Origin of the sequence: Tritonibacter aquimaris (genome assembly GCF_009617595.1) — a bacterium.
Lineage (GTDB): Bacteria > Pseudomonadota > Alphaproteobacteria > Rhodobacterales > Rhodobacteraceae > Epibacterium > Epibacterium aquimaris.
In genome coordinates this window covers 37,982-55,580 of sequence record NZ_WIXK01000011.1, presented here as the reverse complement: position 1 = coordinate 55,580, position 17,599 = coordinate 37,982, and the positions used below count along the sequence as shown (strand labels likewise).

At 59.7% G+C, this 17,599-nt stretch carries 15 protein-coding genes; 10 read left to right on the top strand and 5 right to left on the bottom strand.

Going from position 1 to position 17,599, the window contains the following annotated elements; translation table 11 throughout:
- Positions 1–31 precede the first annotated feature (31 nt).
- On the top strand, positions 32–1,108 hold the full coding sequence (locus GG681_RS15990; RefSeq protein WP_153549039.1) for a hypothetical protein: 1,077 nt from the start codon (positions 32–34) through the stop codon (positions 1,106–1,108).
- A gap of 145 nt (positions 1,109–1,253) precedes the next feature.
- Here the strand turns inward: GG681_RS15990 and GG681_RS15985 are convergent, their stop codons facing one another.
- Complete coding sequence (locus GG681_RS15985; protein WP_153549038.1) at positions 1,254–2,375, bottom strand: polysaccharide biosynthesis/export family protein; 1,122 nt, start codon at positions 2,373–2,375, stop codon at positions 1,254–1,256.
- A 101-nt stretch (positions 2,376–2,476) separates the two neighbouring features.
- Between GG681_RS15985 and GG681_RS15980 the strand changes: the two genes are divergently transcribed.
- From GG681_RS15980 to GG681_RS15955, 6 genes are all read left to right on the top strand, one after another.
- Positions 2,477–3,346, top strand: coding sequence for an NAD-dependent epimerase/dehydratase family protein (locus GG681_RS15980; RefSeq protein ID WP_235900020.1), 870 nt, complete (start codon positions 2,477–2,479; stop codon positions 3,344–3,346).
- An 87-nt stretch (positions 3,347–3,433) separates the two neighbouring features.
- Entirely contained in the window at positions 3,434–4,045 is a 612-nt protein-coding gene (locus tag GG681_RS15975; protein WP_153549037.1) for a sugar transferase, read from the top strand.
- A gap of 331 nt (positions 4,046–4,376) precedes the next feature.
- Positions 4,377–6,245 (top strand): polysaccharide biosynthesis protein, encoded by a 1,869-nt coding sequence (locus GG681_RS15970; RefSeq protein WP_153549036.1) that lies wholly within the window; start codon positions 4,377–4,379, stop codon positions 6,243–6,245.
- A gap of 163 nt (positions 6,246–6,408) precedes the next feature.
- Positions 6,409–8,574 (top strand): YjbH domain-containing protein, encoded by a 2,166-nt coding sequence (locus GG681_RS15965; RefSeq protein ID WP_328593422.1) that lies wholly within the window; start codon positions 6,409–6,411, stop codon positions 8,572–8,574.
- Complete coding sequence (locus GG681_RS15960) at positions 8,571–9,248, top strand: YjbF family lipoprotein (protein WP_153549035.1); 678 nt, start codon at positions 8,571–8,573, stop codon at positions 9,246–9,248. Before GG681_RS15965 ends, GG681_RS15960 begins: the two co-directional genes overlap by 4 nt.
- Before the next feature lie 166 nt (positions 9,249–9,414).
- Positions 9,415–9,666 (top strand): hypothetical protein, encoded by a 252-nt coding sequence (locus tag GG681_RS15955; RefSeq protein WP_153549034.1) that lies wholly within the window; start codon positions 9,415–9,417, stop codon positions 9,664–9,666.
- A gap of 162 nt (positions 9,667–9,828) precedes the next feature.
- Here GG681_RS15955 and GG681_RS15950 read toward each other — a convergent pair whose 3' ends face one another.
- On the bottom strand, positions 9,829–10,623 hold the full coding sequence (locus tag GG681_RS15950; protein ID WP_153549033.1) for a 3-deoxy-manno-octulosonate cytidylyltransferase: 795 nt from the start codon (positions 10,621–10,623) through the stop codon (positions 9,829–9,831).
- A gap of 21 nt (positions 10,624–10,644) precedes the next feature.
- Positions 10,645–11,616 carry a KpsF/GutQ family sugar-phosphate isomerase gene (locus GG681_RS15945; RefSeq protein WP_153549072.1) on the bottom strand — a complete coding sequence of 324 codons (972 nt, stop codon included), beginning with the start codon at positions 11,614–11,616 and terminating at the stop codon, positions 10,645–10,647.
- A gap of 150 nt (positions 11,617–11,766) precedes the next feature.
- Here GG681_RS15945 and GG681_RS15940 point away from each other — a divergent pair, with 150 nt between their 5' ends.
- The 3 genes from GG681_RS15940 (at position 11,767) to GG681_RS15930 (ending at position 15,117) form a co-directional block, all read left to right on the top strand.
- Complete coding sequence (locus tag GG681_RS15940) at positions 11,767–13,143, top strand: phosphomannomutase (RefSeq protein WP_153549032.1); 1,377 nt, start codon at positions 11,767–11,769, stop codon at positions 13,141–13,143.
- Positions 13,144–13,236: 93 nt separating this feature from the next.
- Positions 13,237–14,403, top strand: a complete 1,167-nt coding sequence (locus tag GG681_RS15935) for a nucleotide sugar dehydrogenase (protein ID WP_328593423.1) — start codon at positions 13,237–13,239, stop codon at positions 14,401–14,403.
- Positions 14,404–14,406: 3 nt separating this feature from the next.
- Positions 14,407–15,117, top strand: a complete 711-nt coding sequence (locus GG681_RS15930) for a metallophosphoesterase (protein ID WP_328593421.1) — start codon at positions 14,407–14,409, stop codon at positions 15,115–15,117.
- Here GG681_RS15930 and GG681_RS15925 read toward each other — a convergent pair whose 3' ends face one another.
- Both GG681_RS15925 and GG681_RS15920 read right to left on the bottom strand, forming a co-directional pair.
- Complete coding sequence (locus GG681_RS15925) at positions 15,118–17,139, bottom strand: hypothetical protein (RefSeq protein ID WP_153549030.1); 2,022 nt, start codon at positions 17,137–17,139, stop codon at positions 15,118–15,120. It abuts the gene before it with no gap.
- Complete coding sequence (locus tag GG681_RS15920; protein WP_153549029.1) at positions 17,139–17,402, bottom strand: spike base protein, RCAP_Rcc01079 family; 264 nt, start codon at positions 17,400–17,402, stop codon at positions 17,139–17,141. The genes GG681_RS15925 and GG681_RS15920 overlap by 1 nt, the downstream gene beginning before the upstream one ends.
- Positions 17,403–17,599: the final 197 nt, after the last annotated feature.

Below are 17,599 nucleotides of genomic sequence, written 5' to 3'. Positions count from 1 at the left end.
AATATTGAACCTATATTTGGTTTTGTTCCGCATGCCCATTGATCCCGCCCGCAGACAGCGCAAAAGACGAAAATCCAAACAAAGACGGGATCTTAAAACCGGCTTGCAGCTTGGGGCCTCATTGCTGGGGCTTGTATGGGTGGCGCAGACCGCGGTGGGTGGATTTGAATATTATTCAGGTACGCGCCACAGCTTTTTATGGTTCGAACATGGGCCCAATGAGGCGGGCCGCGCCCCGTCAGAGCAGCGTTTAGAGCAGGCACAAAGCGTGCTGGCGCAACTAGGGCGTCACGATATCGCGCGCGACAGCTGGCTTGCACCATCGCAGCGCGCGCAAACCGCAGAGCCCGCGCTCAGCCCATCGGAGTGGCTCAATCAGACCAGCGCGTCTGAGACCGCTGTCCCGATTGCCCGCGCCGGGTTGCCGGTTGAATTTCTCAGCGCGCAGTTTGCCCCGGCGGGGCAGCCGCTGCCAGACGCGGGCTGCAAAACCGCCGACTGCGCGGATCTGAGCATGCTTTCAGAAATTGAAACCGTATCCACCCATGCCATATCCCCGCAGGCCTTACCCTATGGGCTGCATCAGCCAGCGGCCGAGGCCCAGTCCTCGCTGTTGTTTGCAGCTGATCAAGACGTGCGCCAGGCGCGTGAGCTGTGCTATCGATACCTGTCATCGGATGAGTTTCGCAGCAGCTTCAAGATCGCCAGCTCCGAGACAGGCACCTTTAGAACCCGGTTTTGGGGCAGCCAAAGCGGCGACAGCACCTGGGCGATCTGCAACAATATCCAGCGTTACGTGGCCGATGTGCGCAAACTCAATGACAAGCTCGCCGGGCTGGAACAGATGCTGGATCAGCATCAAGCCGGGTTGCAGTCCAAACATGTTTTTGCATCAGGTGATTTTGGCCCACGGATGAGCTTTGCGCCAGAGATCTATCTGCAGCAGGTGATTGCCGAGCTTGCCCAGGCTGAGGCAGAAGTTGAGGCGGGCACAGAGGTGTTTTATCTGCAGGGTGCCAAAACATGGGCTGGTGGTGACTGGACCGGTGACTGGACTGATGACTGGGGCAGCGCCTTTATAACCGAAGGTGGTGATCCGGCCCCCTGAGCGCCGTTTCAAAGGCGCATGACGGGGCGTGTGTGACGGGGGGCGTAGACAAGGCTGTCAGCCCCGCTTGCGCCAGGCCAGACGCCACCATCAGACGTCAATCAGATAACGTTCAGACGCGCAGCCAGCGGCCCGTGGGCCCGGATCAATTGCCGATATTGCTGGCGGTATTAAAGACACCAACAAAGCTGCCAAAGATCGACGAAATCGTCAGCACATCATTGATCGGGGATTCTGTGGCCATCACCAGATCCTGCGGCTCAATTTCAAACTGGCGGGCAGAAAACAGCCCATCTGCGGTGGTCAGATCCAGGGTAAACACCACCCGGTTTTTACGCGGGCCGCGCTGGCCCGGCGCAATGGCCGCATCGGGGTATTCGCGTAAAATCAGGATGCCCTGGGGATCGGCGCTGCGATCTGACAGCCCGCCAGCCACAGAAATAGCATCCATCGCTGACATATCGTCTTTGGTGAACGTATGCAGCGCCTCGGTGCCGGTGGCGCCAAAGGAGAGGAAGTAGCGCTCATCTTCTTCTACAAACACCCGGTCGCCGCCGCGCAGGCGGGTATCCAGTTTGGGATTATTGAGCAGCATCTCAACCGAGGTGCCATAGATCTGGCTGCCGCGCACCAGACGGATCTGCGGATTATTCAGGTTCAGCCCAATGCCGCCCCCTGCGGAAATCAGCCCCATCACCGTGTAGTTGCGATCGGGCATCGGATAGGTGCCTGGGCTCGCCACACCAGACACCAGATCCACCGAGTTGTTGCGCCCTTCCGCCATGCTGAGTTGCAGCTGCGCTGACGGCACAATGGCCTCAAGCGCTTGTTGCAGCCGCTCGCGGGCCAGATCCGGGGTCATGCCCCGTACGCGCACCTTGCCCACATAGGGCATGAAAATTGTACCATCACCGGCCACTTTCATCCCCTGCAGCTGCGCCACTTTCTGCTGTGGCGCGGTCAGCAGCGAATTTTCGCTGCTGTCCCAGATCTGCATGGTCAAAAGATCGCCGGGCTGGATGATCTGGCTTTTGGCGCCCTGGCTGTGACTGATCCAGTTGAGCCTGTTTTCAGTGCCCGCATCGGGCCACTGCGCCACGCTGGGCAAAAAGGCACGGGTGACGGGATAAAGGGCAAAATCGGCCTCAGCCTCTTGGGATTCACGCAATATTTCACGGCTGGCCGGGGCTCCACCTGGCAGGCGGCTGCAGGCGGAAGGCAGGAGCGTCACACCCACAAGAAGGGCGGCGGACAGGATGCGAAGCATTGAGAATCCAGTCAAAATAATCTTAAGTCGGCTGGCGGCAAGATAACCTGCGTGGCACATGCGTCAACACAAAGCGCGGCACCACCTGGCGGGCGGGGCAAATGGGACGCAGTATCGACACAGGCAGTATCGGCGCAGGCAATATCGACATGGGCAAAGAGACAGTTCTGATCATGGGGGCCAACGGGCGCATTGGCCGGGCGCTGCGCCAGTTTGCGCCAGATCCCAGCCGGTTTGCCCTGCAGGCGCGCGCGCGCCCAGCTGCGGCGCTGCCTGCGGAAAACTGGCACATCCTGTCCCCTTTAGCCGCTCCCGAGCAGCTTTGTGCAGCCGCCCAGGGCTGCGACCAGATCCTCTGTCTGGCCGGGGTGGTACAGGGGCAGCTGTCTGACAATAGCGCGCTGGCGCTGGCGGCAATTGATGCAGCACGTGCCGCAGGCGCACGCCGGGTGGTGCTGACCTCTTCGGCGGCGGTTTACGGCGCCCAGGCCGGGCTTTTGCGCGAAGATCAGATGCTGCAGCCCCTGAATGACTACGGGCGCGCCAAAGCAGAGATGGAAGCGCAGGCGCGCGCCGCAGCCTGTGGAGTTGAACTGGTGATTTTGCGCATTGGCAATGTGGCCGGCTTTGATGCGATTTTGGGCGGCTGGAAACCGGGGTTCTGCCTGGATCAGTTTGCGGATGGCACCACCCCGCGGCGCAGCTATATCGGGGTAAAAACCCTGGCGCAGGCGCTGGTGGATCTGCTTGATTGCGCGCAGCTGCCTGAGGTGTTGAACCTGGCCCAGCCTGGCCCAATTGCAATGGGGGATCTGTTGCGTGCTGCAGATCTCAGCTTTACCACCCGCGCGGCCCCGCCCACAGCCATTGCTGAAGTGGCGTTTGACCTCAGCCTGCTGAACGCACATATCACCGTGGCTCCGGCTGAGGTGCAGGCATTGGTGGCACAATGGCGTCATTTGGCCCTATAAGGGCACAGGGGTGTAGTTTGCCCTATAAGGGCACAAAGGGCGCAGTTTTACCCTATAAGATGCAGACCTAGAATTGAGGGATAGTTCATGACCTGGAGCAAACGGCTGTTTGATCTGTTTTTTGTCACCTTGCTGATCGTGATTTTGGCACCTGTGCTGTTGCTCTTGGTGGTCTGGCTGCTGCTGAAAGAAGGCCGCCCGCTGTTTTACGTGGCCGAGCGCATGAAAAGCCCAACTGAGCCGTTTAACCTGTGGAAACTGCGTACCATGACCGTGGTGGAGGAAGACAGCGGGGTCTCTGGCGGTGACAAGGCGGCGCGCATCACCAAAACCGGCGCCTGGCTGCGGGCCAAACGGCTGGATGAATTTCCCCAGCTCTGGAACATCTTGCGGGGTGATCTGTCCTTTGTGGGGCCACGCCCACCTTTGCGCCAATATGTCGAGGCCTATCCCGAGATCTACAATGAGGTGCTGAAATCGCGCCCGGGGGTCACCGGGCTGGCCTCGATTGTCTATCACAAACATGAAACCCGCTTGCTGGAGCGCTGCAAAAACTCTGAACAGACCAATGCGGTCTATTCCCGCACCTGCGTGCCCGCAAAGGCGCGGCTGGATCTGATCTATCAGCGCCATCAAAGCATGCGGTATGATTTTGATCTGGTGTTTCAGACCATTGGCAATCTGCTGCGGCGCAGCTGATCACCCTTTCAGCAGTTGCGATATTTTTGTCAGATCATCGGCCAAATCCAGCCGGATGTGGCCCGATTTCAGATTTCGACATTGACAGGCCCTGATACAAATCGCAACTTTTAGTTGTTTGTTGACCGGGGAGGATTGCGACTTTGCGGGATGATGTTGATTATTTGATCGCAATGCCAGAAACCTCAATTTCTTTACGCTGTTTTGGGATCTCTGTGATCAGCAAGAACAGTGCTAATCCCTGCAGCGCCAGGGCTGTTGTAAAACCGTGACGCGCGCCTGGTATTGCTGGGCATAGAAAGAGGCCACCACATCGGTGGACCGGAGTTGAATGTTTCGATTGCTGAGCGCTCTGACCCGGGCGCAAAAATCTTATATTTTCCTCGCCATCGATTTGATGTTCCTGCCCGCAGCCCTGCTTGCGGCCTTGGCATTGCAGATGCCTGCACGCTCTGTCTGGCCACTGTTTTTTGAAGCCCTGCCGGTTCTGCCCTATATTTTGCTGCTGGTGGCGCTGGCGGCGCGCAAACTGGGGCTGCCGCAGGTGCAGCTCAATGCCTATGAACGCCATGCGGTTGGGCTGACGGTGCTGGTGGCGCTGGTGGCCACAACCGCGTTGGTGGTGGCGCTGGGGATTTTTGGGCCGCAGGTGGCTCTGGGCACCTTTGTGGTGTTTGCGCTGATCTATTTCATTGCCATGGTGGCAGTGCGCGCCTGGCTGTTGCAGGTGGTCAATGCGATCTACCGCCGGGCGGAACCGCGCTGTCGGGTGCTGATCTATGGCGCGGGGGCCACGGGTACCCAGCTGGCACAGGCCTTGCGCAGCCACAATTGGATTGATCCTGTTGCCTTTGTCGATGACAATAAATCGCTGCAGGGCATGGCGCTGGTGGGGATGCCGGTCTACGCGCCTGCCCGCATCGAAGAGCTGGTGAAAAGCCGCCAGATCTCGCGGGTGCTGCTGGCGATGCCGTCCCAAAGTCAGCCGAAACAGGCCAAAATCATCCAGCGCCTGCAGGCGCTGAAACTGGATGTGCAGGCGCTGCCATCGTTTGCCCAGCTCGTTGGCACCGAGGCTTTGGTGGAAAAACTCACCCCGGTTGCGCCGAAAAACTTCCTGGGTCGGCGCGCCCATGATGTGCCGCTCTCTGCGGATGCCTATCGGGGCAAGGTGGTGCTGGTGTCGGGGGCTGGTGGCTCCATTGGATCGGAACTCTGCCGTCAGGTGCTGGCGTGCCGGCCGCAGAAACTGGTGCTCTATGAGCTCTCGGAGCTTGCGCTTTATACCATCCATCAGGAGCTTTGCGCCCAGGCACAAGCCCAGGGGATCGAACTGGTGCCGGTACTGGGGTCTGTCACCGATCCGCGTCAGGTGCGCGAGGTGCTGCGCTGCCACCAGATTGAAGTGGTGCTGCATGCGGCCGCCTATAAACATGTGCCGCTGGTGGAAGCAAACCCGCTGGCGGGGCTTGCCAACAATGTCTTTGGCACCCGCACATTGGCGCGCGCGGCCGGAGATTTTGGCGTTGAACGCTTTATTCTGATTTCCTCTGACAAGGCGGTGCGCCCCACCAATGTAATGGGCGCGTCCAAACGGATGGCCGAACTGGTGCTGCAGGATCTGGCCAGCCGCAGCACAAGCACGGTTTACACTATGGTGCGCTTTGGCAATGTGCTGGGCTCTTCCGGCTCGGTTGTGCCGCTGTTTCAGGAGCAGGTGGCGCGCGGTGGCCCGGTGACGGTGACCGATCCCAATGTGCGCCGCTTTTTCATGACCATCCAGGAAGCGGTGCAGCTGGTGCTGACGGCCGGGGCCGACGCCAAGGGCGGTGAGGTCTTTGTACTGGATATGGGCAAGCCGGTGCCGATCATTCAGCTGGCGCGTCAGGTGATTGAAAGCGCAGGCTACAGCGTGCGCGATGAAGACCATCCCGAAGGTGATATTTCGATTGATATCATTGGCCTCAGACCGGGCGAAAAAATGGAAGAAGAGCTGACGCTGACCGATGATCTGATGCTGACGCCCCATCCCAAGATTTTCTGCGCCCATGAGGCGGTGATTTCGGAAATCGAAGTGGCCGCTTTTGTGCGCGCCCTGCGTCAGGTGGTGGCCGCCAATGATGAGGCCGGCGCCCGGGCGCTGATTGGCCGCTGGGTCGAAGGCGATGGCATTGATCTGGGCAGAAGCGCGCACTCATAACCCCGGCGCTGGCGGGCGCAATAAAACAGCCTGAGATCGCCCTGCGAATTTCACCGCCGAACAGATCCATACAGTTGATCCAACGCGCGCTTTTATGATCTAAGGCAGAAAAAGCCCGGCAGAAGCGCGCGGGCGCAGATAACGTCAAAAGGCAGGGCAGACAGTGAGTGGTTTCAGACACAGTGCAGGTGCACTTTTGCTGCTGTTTTGGGCGGGCGCGCTGCAGGCGCAGGGCCAGATCTCAACCCGGGCCGAGGCGCCCAATTTTGACCGCCCCCCCCAGCCCAGCCTGAACTTCTATGGCTCCCCCGGTCTGATCGATCTGCCCAGTGCCGAAAGCCTGCCCGAAGGCCAGTTTGCCACCACCTATTCCTATTTTGGCGGCACCAGCCGGTATAATCTGACCTTTCAGGCGCTGCCCTGGCTGTCGGCCTCGTTTCGCTACAATGGCATTCAGGATCTGAACCTTTTTGGCTTTGAAACCTATTATGACCGCGGCTTTGATGTCCGCGTGCGCCTGCTAAAAGAAGGCCGGTACCGGCCTGCGCTGACGGTGGGGTTGCAGGATTTTGCAGGCACCGGCATTTACGCCTCTGAATATATCGTGGCGACCAAAAACTTTGACACCCCGGGGCTTGGTGGTGTGGACGGGCGGTTGAAACTGTCTGCGGGTCTTGGCTGGGGGCGGCTGGGCTCCAATGGGGCGATTGGCACCATTGGCAACCGCGGTGCCTTTGACGGCGGCGACACCGGCGGTGAACTGTCGACAGATCAGTGGTTTCGCGGTGATGTTGCGCCTTTTGCCGGGCTTGAATGGCAGCTCAATGATCGCTTTGGCATCAAGGCGGAATATTCCTCGGATGCCTATGAGCTTGAGACTGTGCGCTCAGATGTGTTTGAGCGCAAATCCTCGCTGAACTTTGGTCTGGAATATCAAAAAAGCCCCAATCTGCGTCTGGGGGCTTATTATCTTTATGGCTCCGAGCTGGGGCTGAGCGCGCAGATCCAGCTTAATCCACGCCAACCCACCCAGCCCTTGCGCATCCCATCTCCGATTCCGGTGGCTCCGCGCGCCGACTGGGCGCCAGAGCCCGCCCATTGGAGCGAAGACTGGGCACAAAGCCGCAAGAAACAAACCCAGATCCGGGATCTTCTGGCGGATGCGCTTAAGGCGGATGGTCTGATACTGGAAACCGTGGACCTGGGGGGCACCAGCGCCGAAGTGCGTTTCCGCAACAACCGCTACCGCTCGCAGACCCTGGCGGTGGGCAGGGTGGCGCGCGCCATGGCCCGCACCCTGCCGCCATCAGTAGAAACCTTCCGCATTGTGCCCATGCGGCGCGGGCTGGGGCTCTCAACCACGGAAATCCGCCGCAGTGATCTGGAAGCGCTGGAATATGCGCCCGATGCAACGGATGCGCTGATTGCGGTGACAGGCTTTCACAATGCAGGCCCGCTGCCAGAAAGCGCCATTCTGTCAGATGAGCTCTATCCCTCGTTTGCCACCTCGATCTCGCCTTATGCGTCACCTTCCTATTTTGACCCGGACCTGCCGTTCCGGCTCGATCTGGGGCTCGACTTCTCCGCCACCTATGCGCCGGCACCGGGCTGGGTGATTTCAGGCACCATTCGCCAGCGGCTTTGGGGCAATGTGGCTGATGGGCGCGCCTCAAACTCGGTGCTGCCACGGGTGCGCACCGATGGGGTGGAATATGCCCAGTTTGATACCACATTGGAAAACCTCTATGTGGCGCGCAACTGGAAGCCTGCGGATGATATCTATGCCCGCGCCACCCTTGGCCTGCTCGAAAGCAATTTTGGCGGTGTGTCCGGCGAAATCCTATGGAAGCCGGTGAATTCCCGCCTCGCGCTGGGGGTTGAAGGCAACTATGTAAAGCAGCGCGATTTTGATCAGCGCTTCTCATTTCGCGACTACAGCGTGTTCACCGGCCATGCCTCGGCCTATTATGAGGCGCCGCGCGGCTTTCTGGCCCAGGTGGATGTGGGCCGTTATCTCGCAGGTGACGTGGGCGCCACCTTCAGCGTTGATAAGAAATTCAACAATGGCTGGTCCGTGGGCGGGTTTTTCACCCTCACCGATGTCTCGGCCGAAGAGTTTGGCGAAGGCTCCTTTGACAAAGGCATTCGCTTTTCCATGCCGCTGGACTGGCTGCTTGGCAAACCCTCACGCAACAGCTTTGGCCTGACCGTTCGCCCCACCCAGCGTGATGGCGGCGCGCGTCTATTGGTGCCGGGCCGGCTCTATGGCCAGATCCGCACCAGCCACCGCAAAAGCCTGGTGGATCAAAAAGCGAGGATCTGGGAATGATGCGCCTGATACCAACTGCTGCGCTGCTGCTGGCGCTGGTGGCCTGTGCCAAAGGGCCTGAAAAAAAGCCGCTGGAGCTTGAGATCCTCTCAACCATTCGCGAACAAATCGCCTTGCGGCGCGCGCCCAAACAGGACCGGCCACCGCTGACGCGGGCGTTTCTGGATACGGTCACCAGCCCCTATATCGAGGTGACGCTGGAAGAGAGCGACATCTTTGCCTATCTGCAGCCTCAAATTGTGCGCCGCGATGACGGGCCGGGCGAAGTGATCACCTGGGTGACGGAGGATCAGGTCACTGTCACCCTGCGCGATGGGATTTTGATTGCCACCCGTGGTTTGCGCGGCGATCTGCTGTCGGCGTCAACTTTGGCGCGCTCTGGCGGGGCAAAAGGCCCCGAAGGGCAGGGCGCGCGCCGCTTTGATCTGCGCCTGGGGGATCACGAATCCAAACAGCTGGAATTTGCCTGTGTGGTGCGCGATCTTGGCCCGAAACCGCTGGAGATTGTTGAGGTTACCTATCCCACGCGGCATCTGCAGGAATACTGCGAAAACGAGAGTGGGCATATCGTGAATGACTTCTGGGTTGGATCTCGCAGCGGCCGCATCTGGCAGTCACGCCAATGGGCCGGGCCGCTCAATGGCTATATTCGCATCCGTCAGCTGACACTTTGAGCGGATCCGTGCCATTTTTTGCCGCAGGAGCGTGGCATCTGTGCACGGATCGCCAAACAAACCGGTTTTTAAGGATTTTGATCTCATAAGTTGCGTTGAAAACCGCCTGCGTCTTGCCTAGTGTCGCAATCGGGACCCCCAACGAATACCCATGGAGTTTGGTTTTATGAAACAGATTTTTGCAGCAGCCATGATGGCTGTTCTCGCCGCGGGTACAGCATCCGCACAAGGTACTGAAGCAGGCGCTGGCGCAGCTGGCGGTGGTGCAGGCGCCGGTGCAGGCGCCGGTGCAGGCTTTGCTGGCACCGGTCTGGCAGCAGGCACCGTTGCAGCTGGCGCACTGGCAGCTGCTGTTGTTGTAGGTGTGGTTGCATCTGACGATGATGAAAGCGGCACCACCACCACCACCGGTAACTAAGACCGCTGGCGGTTCTGCCTGAGCAGGCCGAGACTGAGCAGGCAGCTACATAGATATAAAAAACGGGCGTGATCCTAGGTTGATCACGCCCGTTTTTTTTGGTGGGGATTTTGGGGGATCGCCATCACCTGCCCCTTCCCAGATGGGAGGGGGCAGATCTGATTACAACTGATCTGCCAGCACGCTTTCGATGCGCTCCACATCTTCGGGGTTGTTGAGCTCCCAGAACACGCGGCCACGCCCCTCAACTTCGACGCAGGCCACCGCAACACCGTTGAACAGAAACCGAAGCTGCTCCAGCCCTTCGCGCTGTTCAAGATCACATTCCGCCCAGCTGCCATAGGCGCGCAGCGCATCAGGGCGATAGGCGTAAACCCCCACGTGGTGATAGACCGGGATGTCTTTACTGGGCACTTTGCCCGGATCGATATAGGGCAGCACTTCTTTGGAGAAATAGAGCGCGTGACGCTTGGCGTTGAACACTGCCGTGGTGCCGCCAACGCGGCCCGCTTTGCGGTCTTCTACAAAATGGCCATAGGTGAGCGGGTCACATTGCAGCACCGGTGTGGCCACCTGCGCCTCTGGGTCCGCTTTCATCGCGGCGATCAGATCTTCGACAAACCACGCGGGCGTCAGCGGCGCATCCCCTTGCAGGTTGACCACCAGATCCGCATCAATCCCAGCCGTTTCCAATGCAGCCGCACAGCGCGCGGTGCCGTTTTCACATGTTGTTGGCGTCATGATCACATCAGCGCCAAACCCTTCGGAGGCGGCTTTGATGCGCTCATCATCGGTCACCACATAGACCGCATCCACCCCCTGAACACCCCGGGCCGCTTCCCAGCTCATCTGGATCAGGCTCTTTTTGCTGCCATCAGGCTGGCTGAGTTCCACCAGCGGCTTGCCGGGATAACGGGTTGACGCATAACGCGCCGGGATCAAAATGACGGTTTTCATAAAACACCCTGTGTTAGAGGTTTACGCCACGCCCGCGCGCAGCAAATCATGGATATGCAAAATGCCCACCGGCGCACCCGCGCCATCCACCACCATCAGCACCGAGATCTTGCGTGCATTCATGGTGGCCAGCGCGCTCACCGCCAGTTCATCAGGTGCAATGGTAATGGGGTCCTTGCTGGCAATATCCCCGGCGCTGACCCGCATCAGCTGCGCCATATTGCGGCGCAAATCCCCATCTGAAATCACCCCCGACAGACGCCCACCGTCCACAACAGCCGCAATGCCAAACCCTTTGGAGGTCATGGTCAGCAGGCAATCCTGCATCGCCGTGTCTGCACTGACCAATGGCAGATCCTGATGCATAAGCTGCGCCACGGTTGCCAGCTGCGCCCCCAGTTTGCCACCGGGGTGAAACACCCGGAAATCTTCCGCCACAAAGCCGCGCTGCTCCATCAAGGCCACCGCCAGCGCATCTCCCAGCGCCAGCGTCAGCGTGGTTGAGGTGGTCGGCGCCATACCAATCGAGCAGGCCTCAGGCGCGCCCGGCAGACACAGCTGATAATCGGCTGCTTTCATCAGGGTGCTGTCCGCTTTGGAGGAAATCGCAACCATCGGAATGGAAAACCGCCGGGTATGGGCAACAATATCCTGCAGCTCGGTGGTTTCCCCGGAATTGGAAATCAACAGGCAGATGTCAGAGGTGGTGACCATGCCCAGATCACCGTGGCTCGCTTCGGCGCAATGGACAAAATAAGATGGCGTCCCGGTTGAGGCCAGCGTGGCGGCAATCTTGCGCCCGATATGGCCGGATTTACCAATGCCTGAGACAATCACCCGTCCCTTGACCCCCATCATCAGCTGCACCACGGCGGCAAAATCTTTTGGCAGGTTCTCTTCCATCTGCTGCAGCGCTGCCGCCTCGGTGGCGAGCACTGCCTTGCCCGAGGCAATGATGGCCTCAGCAGATGCCTGTGGCGTTGCAGCTGACATCTTTTGCGACAGTTCCTGTGACATGGAAAATCCTCATCTGACACGGGTGGTTTTGTCTTCCTAGGCGGGCAGACCGGCCTAGGCAAGGGGGGGCGCGCGCGATAATGTCCGGCGCAAACAGGCATTTCAGATACTGAAGGAAGATCGGGCATGGCACCAAAATTTGGCACAAGCGGGCTGCGCGGCCTGGTGGTGGAGCTGACAGAGGATCTGGTGGCCGATCACATCCGCGCCTTTATTGCCGCCTGTGACGTAGGCGCGGGCATCTGCCTGGGCTGGGATCTGCGCCCCTCATCTCCTGATATTGCCGAGGCCGTGCGCAAGGCCGCCCAGGGCGAAGGTATTACGCTGATTGATTGCGGTGCGGTGCCAACGCCCGCGCTGGCGCTTTCGGCGCAAAAACGCGGCGCGGCGGCCATTATGATCACCGGCAGCCATATCCCCGCTGATCGAAACGGGCTGAAATTCTACTCTAAGACAGGGGAAATCACCAAAGTCGATGAGGCCGCGATCAAGGAAAACCTCGGCCGCAGCCCCCGTTCTGGTGGCGGTTCTGTTGAAAAAGACACCAGCGTCGGCGCGGATTTTGTGGCGCGTTATGTCACCGCCTGCGGATCAGGCGCGCTCAGCGGTAAACGCATCGGGCTTTACAGCCACTCGGCGGTGGGGCGCAATCTTCTGGCGGAAATCCTCGAAAAGCTTGGTGCCTATGTGCTTGATCTGGGCCGCTCCAGAACCTTCATCCCGGTGGATACCGAAGCGGTAGACCCAGACACTCGTGCCCAGATCAAAACCTGGGTCGCTGAACATAATCTTGATGCGCTGGTCTCCACCGATGGGGACAGTGACCGGCCGCTTCTTGCCGATGAACAGGGCAATATCGTGCCCGGTGATATCATCGGCCAGATCACCTCTGAGGCGCTGGGGGCCGAGGTTGTGGTGACGCCGATTTCCTCAAACTCCGGCGTGACGCAGAAAGGTTTTGCGCAGGTGACGCTCACCCGGATTGGCTCCCCTTATGTGATTGCAGGCATGGAGGCCGCCGCAGATCAGGGGCAGGGCAATGTGGTCGGCTATGAGGCCAATGGCGGCTATCTGCTGGGCTTTGAAGCGCAAGGCCCCGCTGGCACATTCACCCCGCTCAAAACCCGCGATTGTGTGCTGCCGCTTCTGATGGCGCTGATGCAGCCGGGGCCTTTGTCGGCGCGGGTTGCGCAAGAACCTGCGGTGGTCACCGTGGCCGATCGCCTGCAAGAGGTGGCGCAGGAACGTTCGCAGCCCTTTGTGGCAAAGCTTGCACAAGATGCCGCGGCACGTGCTGAATTTCTTGGCACGCTCTCCCTCACAGAAGCGGCGCTCGATCTCACCGATGGGGTGCGCATGACGGTGGCAGAAGGCGGTGTGCTCCACATCCGCCCCTCGGGCAACGCGCCCGAGCTGCGTCTTTATGTCGAGGCTGAAACCCAGGAACTGGCGCAAGAACGCCTGAATGCGGGGCTTAAGCAGCTGCGCGCCACACTGGGCTGAGGCTTGTCTGATCTCTTCGAAGCTGCCTATATGCAGCTAAGTTATATTGCACCCATTTAGGTGCCCGATAGTTGGATGCGTGTTATGGCAAAAATCAAGATTGCAGTTGCTGGTATTGGTTATGTTGGATTGTCCAATGCGGTGCTTCTGGCCCAGCACAATACGGTGGTGGCGCTGGATATCACCCAGGAGCGGGTGGATCTTTTGAACCAACGCCAAAGCCCGATTGTCGATGCGGAACTGGCAGAATATCTCGCCACCAAAGAGCTGGATCTGCGCGCAACCACCGCAGCAAGCGAAGCGTTTGGCGGCGCGGATTTCATCATTGTTGCCACCCCCACAAACTACGACCCGCAAACCAACTATTTTGACACTTCCACCGTGGAAAGCGTGGTGGAACAGGCGCTGGCGCTAAACGATCACGCAACGATCATTATCAAATCCACCGTGCCGGTGGGCTTTACCCAGGGGCTGCAGCAGCGCCTTGGCAGCAATCGCGTGGTGTTCAGCCCCGAGTTTTTGCGCGAAGGGCGCGCGCTTTATGACAATCTGCACCCCTCGCGCATCATTGTCGGTGCCCAGTCCGAGGCAGCCGAGCAATTTGCCGCGCTGCTGAAACAGGGTGCATTGGATGATGACGTGGAGGTGCTGTTCACCGACAGCACCGAGGCCGAGGCGATCAAGCTCTTTGCCAATACCTATCTTGCAATGCGGGTGGCCTTTTTCAACGAGCTCGACAGCTATGCGCTGTCACGCGAGTTGGACGCGCGTCAGATCATCCAGGGCGTCGGGCTCGATCCGCGCATTGGCAGCCATTACAACAACCCGTCTTTTGGCTATGGCGGCTATTGCCTGCCCAAAGACAGCAAACAGCTCCTGGCCAATTACGCCGAGGTGCCGCAAAACCTTATTCGCGCCATTGTCGACGCCAACCGCACCCGCAAGGATTATCTGGCCGAGGCCATCATTGGCCGCAAACCCACCTGCGTTGGCATCCACCGTCTGGTGATGAAAGCGGGCTCGGACAATTTCCGCCAGTCCTCGGTTCAGGGCATTATGAAACGCATCAAGGCCAAGGGCATTCCGGTGATTGTCTATGAACCGAGCCTGCCTGAGGATGAGTTTTACGGCTCCAAAGTGGTGCGCGATCTTGCCGCCTTTAAGGCCGAGGCGGATGTGATTGTGGCCAACCGCCAGACCGAAGAGCTGCTGGATGTGGCGGATAAGGTCTTTACCCGCGATCTCTTTGGCAATGACTGATCGGTGCTGAGCCGCTGGACAGCCCTGTGGAAAGATCCCCCAATTGCCCCTGCTGCACCGTTTTATGCAGTGGGGGATATTCACGGCTGTTTTGACCTGTTTCAGGCGCTTTTATCCAAATTAGAGCCTGAAATTCCGGTGGTCTGTGTGGGCGATTATATTGACCGCGGCCTCCACAGCGCACAGGTGTTGCGCTTTTTGCAGATGCATCCTGAAATCACCTGCCTGATGGGCAACCATGAGGTCATGCTGCTGCGCTTTCTCGATGATCCCGATCGCGGCGCGCCCTGGCTGCGCTATGGCGGGGTGGAGACGCTGGAAAGCTTTGACATTGCGGTACCGCAAGGCCCGGAAGAGCACGCAGAAGATCTGCGCAACCAGCTCTCCCAGGCCATGGGCGCGGATCTGATCAGCTGGATCCGGGCGCGGCCTGCCTTCTGGCAGTCGGGCAATATGGTTGTCACCCACGCTGGCGCAGATCCGCGCGGGCCAATTGAGGCGCAAGACAGCAAACATCTGATCTGGGGCCATCCGGATTTCCCCCGGCTCAGGCGGCGCGATGGGCTGTGGCTTGTGCATGGGCATGTGATTGAACCCGCGCCACTGCAGCAGCGCGGCCATATCAATATCGACACCGGTGCTTTTGCCACCGGGCGGCTGAGTGCGGCGCGCATTGCGCCCGCCCAGATCACATTCCTTGAGGCGCGCGGCTGATCACCCACATAGGGCACCAATATAGCTGCCCTCTGCCAGCGCCCGCCCGTTCTGATCATGGCTGTAAGGCGCAAGCGCCGCAGGCAGCACCGGAACATCCGTGCCCAGCTGTGGCCGATACTCACCCTGTCCTGCACCAGTGCCCGAGACACTGGCGTCATGCACCCAGCGCGGATCCAGCGGCGATGCTTCAGATCCGTTTACATCCCCTACACCCGCGACTTCACCCAACCAAGATCCAGCCCCGTAGATATCATTCTGATTGGAGCCCTGCAGCGCCATATTGTGGCTATTGCCCACATTGTAGATTTCCGACCAGTTGCCATTTAGCGCGGGATCTGCGCCAAACACATCGGATTTGCAGTTCTGCAGCAGTTGCACATTAAAGCTGCGGTAGCCGGATTTCTCCACAGTGGTGGAGCCAACATCCTGATAGAGCCAGTTCACCCGGCTGCCGATCACCGTGTTGCCGAGGAAGACCAGGTTTTCCACCGGGTCGAGATTGCCATCAGCATTCAACCTGACAGCAGGTGCAGTCGAACCGGAGACTGCTTCCATAACTGTACCAATAACCGCAAAACCTTCAGGCCCAATGGGTGCAACAGAGGATAGGCAACGGCCTGAAGCACTCGCCTGTGAAATAAACGAATGGCTGCACAGCTGGCCACGAGCTGGAACGCGACCGCCCGCGCCCGCGTGCAGGTTGGAAAATGTAACCATCCGGCTACCTGCTGCGTTATAGAGCGCTGCGCCGCTGCCGCTATCGCGGCTGCCAATCAGCGCCACGTGCTTGGCGGCAGTACCAAACGCATTTACGAGTGCAGCAAGATCGCTGTTGCGAGCAATCAAACGGCCCACTCGGTAGATCCACGCGCCATAGCTGCTGGTGCCGTTCTGATCCAGTGTTACCGCATCAAAAACCAGCAGGCCAGCATCATCTCCGGAGCCGTTATCAAGCATGATCAGACTGCCACCGGTTTTGCGCAGGGTGATGTTTTCAAATCGCATATGATCCGGGATCGAGGTGGTGGTGTTGGATCCCGCATCACTGAGGACCGCACCGGCGCGCGACTGACCACGGATCACAAGGGGATATTCGGTGGTGCCAGCCTGCCCAGCAATATCCTGCCAGACATGTCCGCCGTCATTGACCACAACCACCGCGCCCCCTGCATTGTCGCGCCCAAAGTTGGCGTTGTTGAACGCGCGCGCAGCCGCCACCGCAGCACGCAGGCTTGCGAAGGGCGCGGCCTGTGCCGCTGTATCGGCACCGGAGGCAACACCAAAGGTGTCATCGCCCGCTGCATCCACATAGGCATAAGCTGTCCCCACACCTCCGGCGTGATCATTCACCAGTTGCAGCGGGCCAATGTTTGCGCGCCCTGCACTGCCAACCTCAGAGAGGGTCATCGCCGCGCCCACCCAGGGGTAAATCGTGGCATCCACTGTTACCGTGCCTTCAGCCAGCGCAGACAGATCCAGCTCGGCTTCAAAACAGGGCACTGTCAGCCCTGTTTCCGAGAACGCAACGGGCGTCATTGTATTGACCAACACGCTGGCGCTGGTGCTGCCGTCTGACACCGTGAACCGCACCGCCGCCACCGGGCGACCCGCGCGGGCATGGGCATGGGCCACCGCCAGCTGCACCCGTGCTATCGGGGTACGGATATGTTCAAAATCTGGCGTCAGCCACATGGCAATCGGGCGCGGCGCGGGCCGCGTGCTATTGTTGGCAGCGCCCACGATCTGATCGCCCTGATAGATGAAATCACTGAGACTGACGCGATCTGCGCTCAGCACCTGATGATTGGGGTAGGGCTCGCGAATACGCGCGGTGAGCGCCACCTCCTGAGGAAAGCGGCGGGGGGCGGCAGCAGCGTCAAAGCCCTGACGCTGCACCAAAAGCGGCGCACCAACAGCGGTGGGGTCAGGCAGCTGCGCGCTCCAGCCACTGGTTTCGACCTGCGCCAAAGGCCGCTCGGCGGCGGCGCGCTGTGGTGACAACAGCCCCAGCCCCAACATCAGAGCCACCCCACAACGGTGGCCGTGGTGCCCGTGGCTTCGACCCCTTTGGGGGAAAACAGCACCATATCCCCCGCACTCACCTGATAGCTGAGGATGTCATCTTCGCTGTCGCGCAGCACCAGCGTGCCTGCGCTCAGCACCCGCAGCACCCGGGGGCGCAGCGGCAGATCAACACCATCTGCGGGTGTAATGGCAAAATGGCGCGTCGCCGGGCTGGTAAGGCTGCGCTGGTGGCTGGCAAAGGGATCATATTGCGGCATAACAGGGCTCCTGTGAAAGAAAGAGCGCTTAGTCTAGCTGCGCTTTTGCCCCTGTTGCCGCCCAGGCGCGCGCGCCGCGCGCGCCGTTAAGACCTGGCTAAGGAAATCTAACGCAGGAGAGAAGGTACAGAGAAAGCGGCGGGCGCAGATCGGCGTGAAATTTCCATGCGATTACAAAGCGCTTTGCCGACACCTCT

Excerpts from the sequence above, each read along its gene's own strand:
- GG681_RS15990 (WP_153549039.1), top strand. The coding sequence starts at position 32 with ATGCCCATTGATCCCGCCCGCAGACAGCGCAAAAGACGAAAATCCAAA.
- GG681_RS15985 (WP_153549038.1), bottom strand. The coding sequence starts at position 2,375 with ATGCTTCGCATCCTGTCCGCCGCCCTTCTTGTGGGTGTGACGCTCCTG.
- GG681_RS15980 (WP_235900020.1), top strand. The coding sequence starts at position 2,477 with ATGGGACGCAGTATCGACACAGGCAGTATCGGCGCAGGCAATATCGAC.
- GG681_RS15975 (WP_153549037.1), top strand. The coding sequence starts at position 3,434 with ATGACCTGGAGCAAACGGCTGTTTGATCTGTTTTTTGTCACCTTGCTG.
- GG681_RS15970 (WP_153549036.1), top strand. The coding sequence starts at position 4,377 with ATGTTTCGATTGCTGAGCGCTCTGACCCGGGCGCAAAAATCTTATATT.
- GG681_RS15960 (WP_153549035.1), top strand. The coding sequence starts at position 8,571 with ATGATGCGCCTGATACCAACTGCTGCGCTGCTGCTGGCGCTGGTGGCC.
- GG681_RS15955 (WP_153549034.1), top strand. The coding sequence starts at position 9,415 with ATGAAACAGATTTTTGCAGCAGCCATGATGGCTGTTCTCGCCGCGGGT.
- GG681_RS15950 (WP_153549033.1), bottom strand. The coding sequence starts at position 10,623 with ATGAAAACCGTCATTTTGATCCCGGCGCGTTATGCGTCAACCCGTTAT.
- GG681_RS15945 (WP_153549072.1), bottom strand. The coding sequence starts at position 11,616 with ATGTCAGCTGCAACGCCACAGGCATCTGCTGAGGCCATCATTGCCTCG.
- GG681_RS15940 (WP_153549032.1), top strand. The coding sequence starts at position 11,767 with ATGGCACCAAAATTTGGCACAAGCGGGCTGCGCGGCCTGGTGGTGGAG.
- GG681_RS15925 (WP_153549030.1), bottom strand. The coding sequence starts at position 17,139 with ATGTTGGGGCTGGGGCTGTTGTCACCACAGCGCGCCGCCGCCGAGCGG.
- GG681_RS15920 (WP_153549029.1), bottom strand. The coding sequence starts at position 17,402 with ATGCCGCAATATGATCCCTTTGCCAGCCACCAGCGCAGCCTTACCAGC.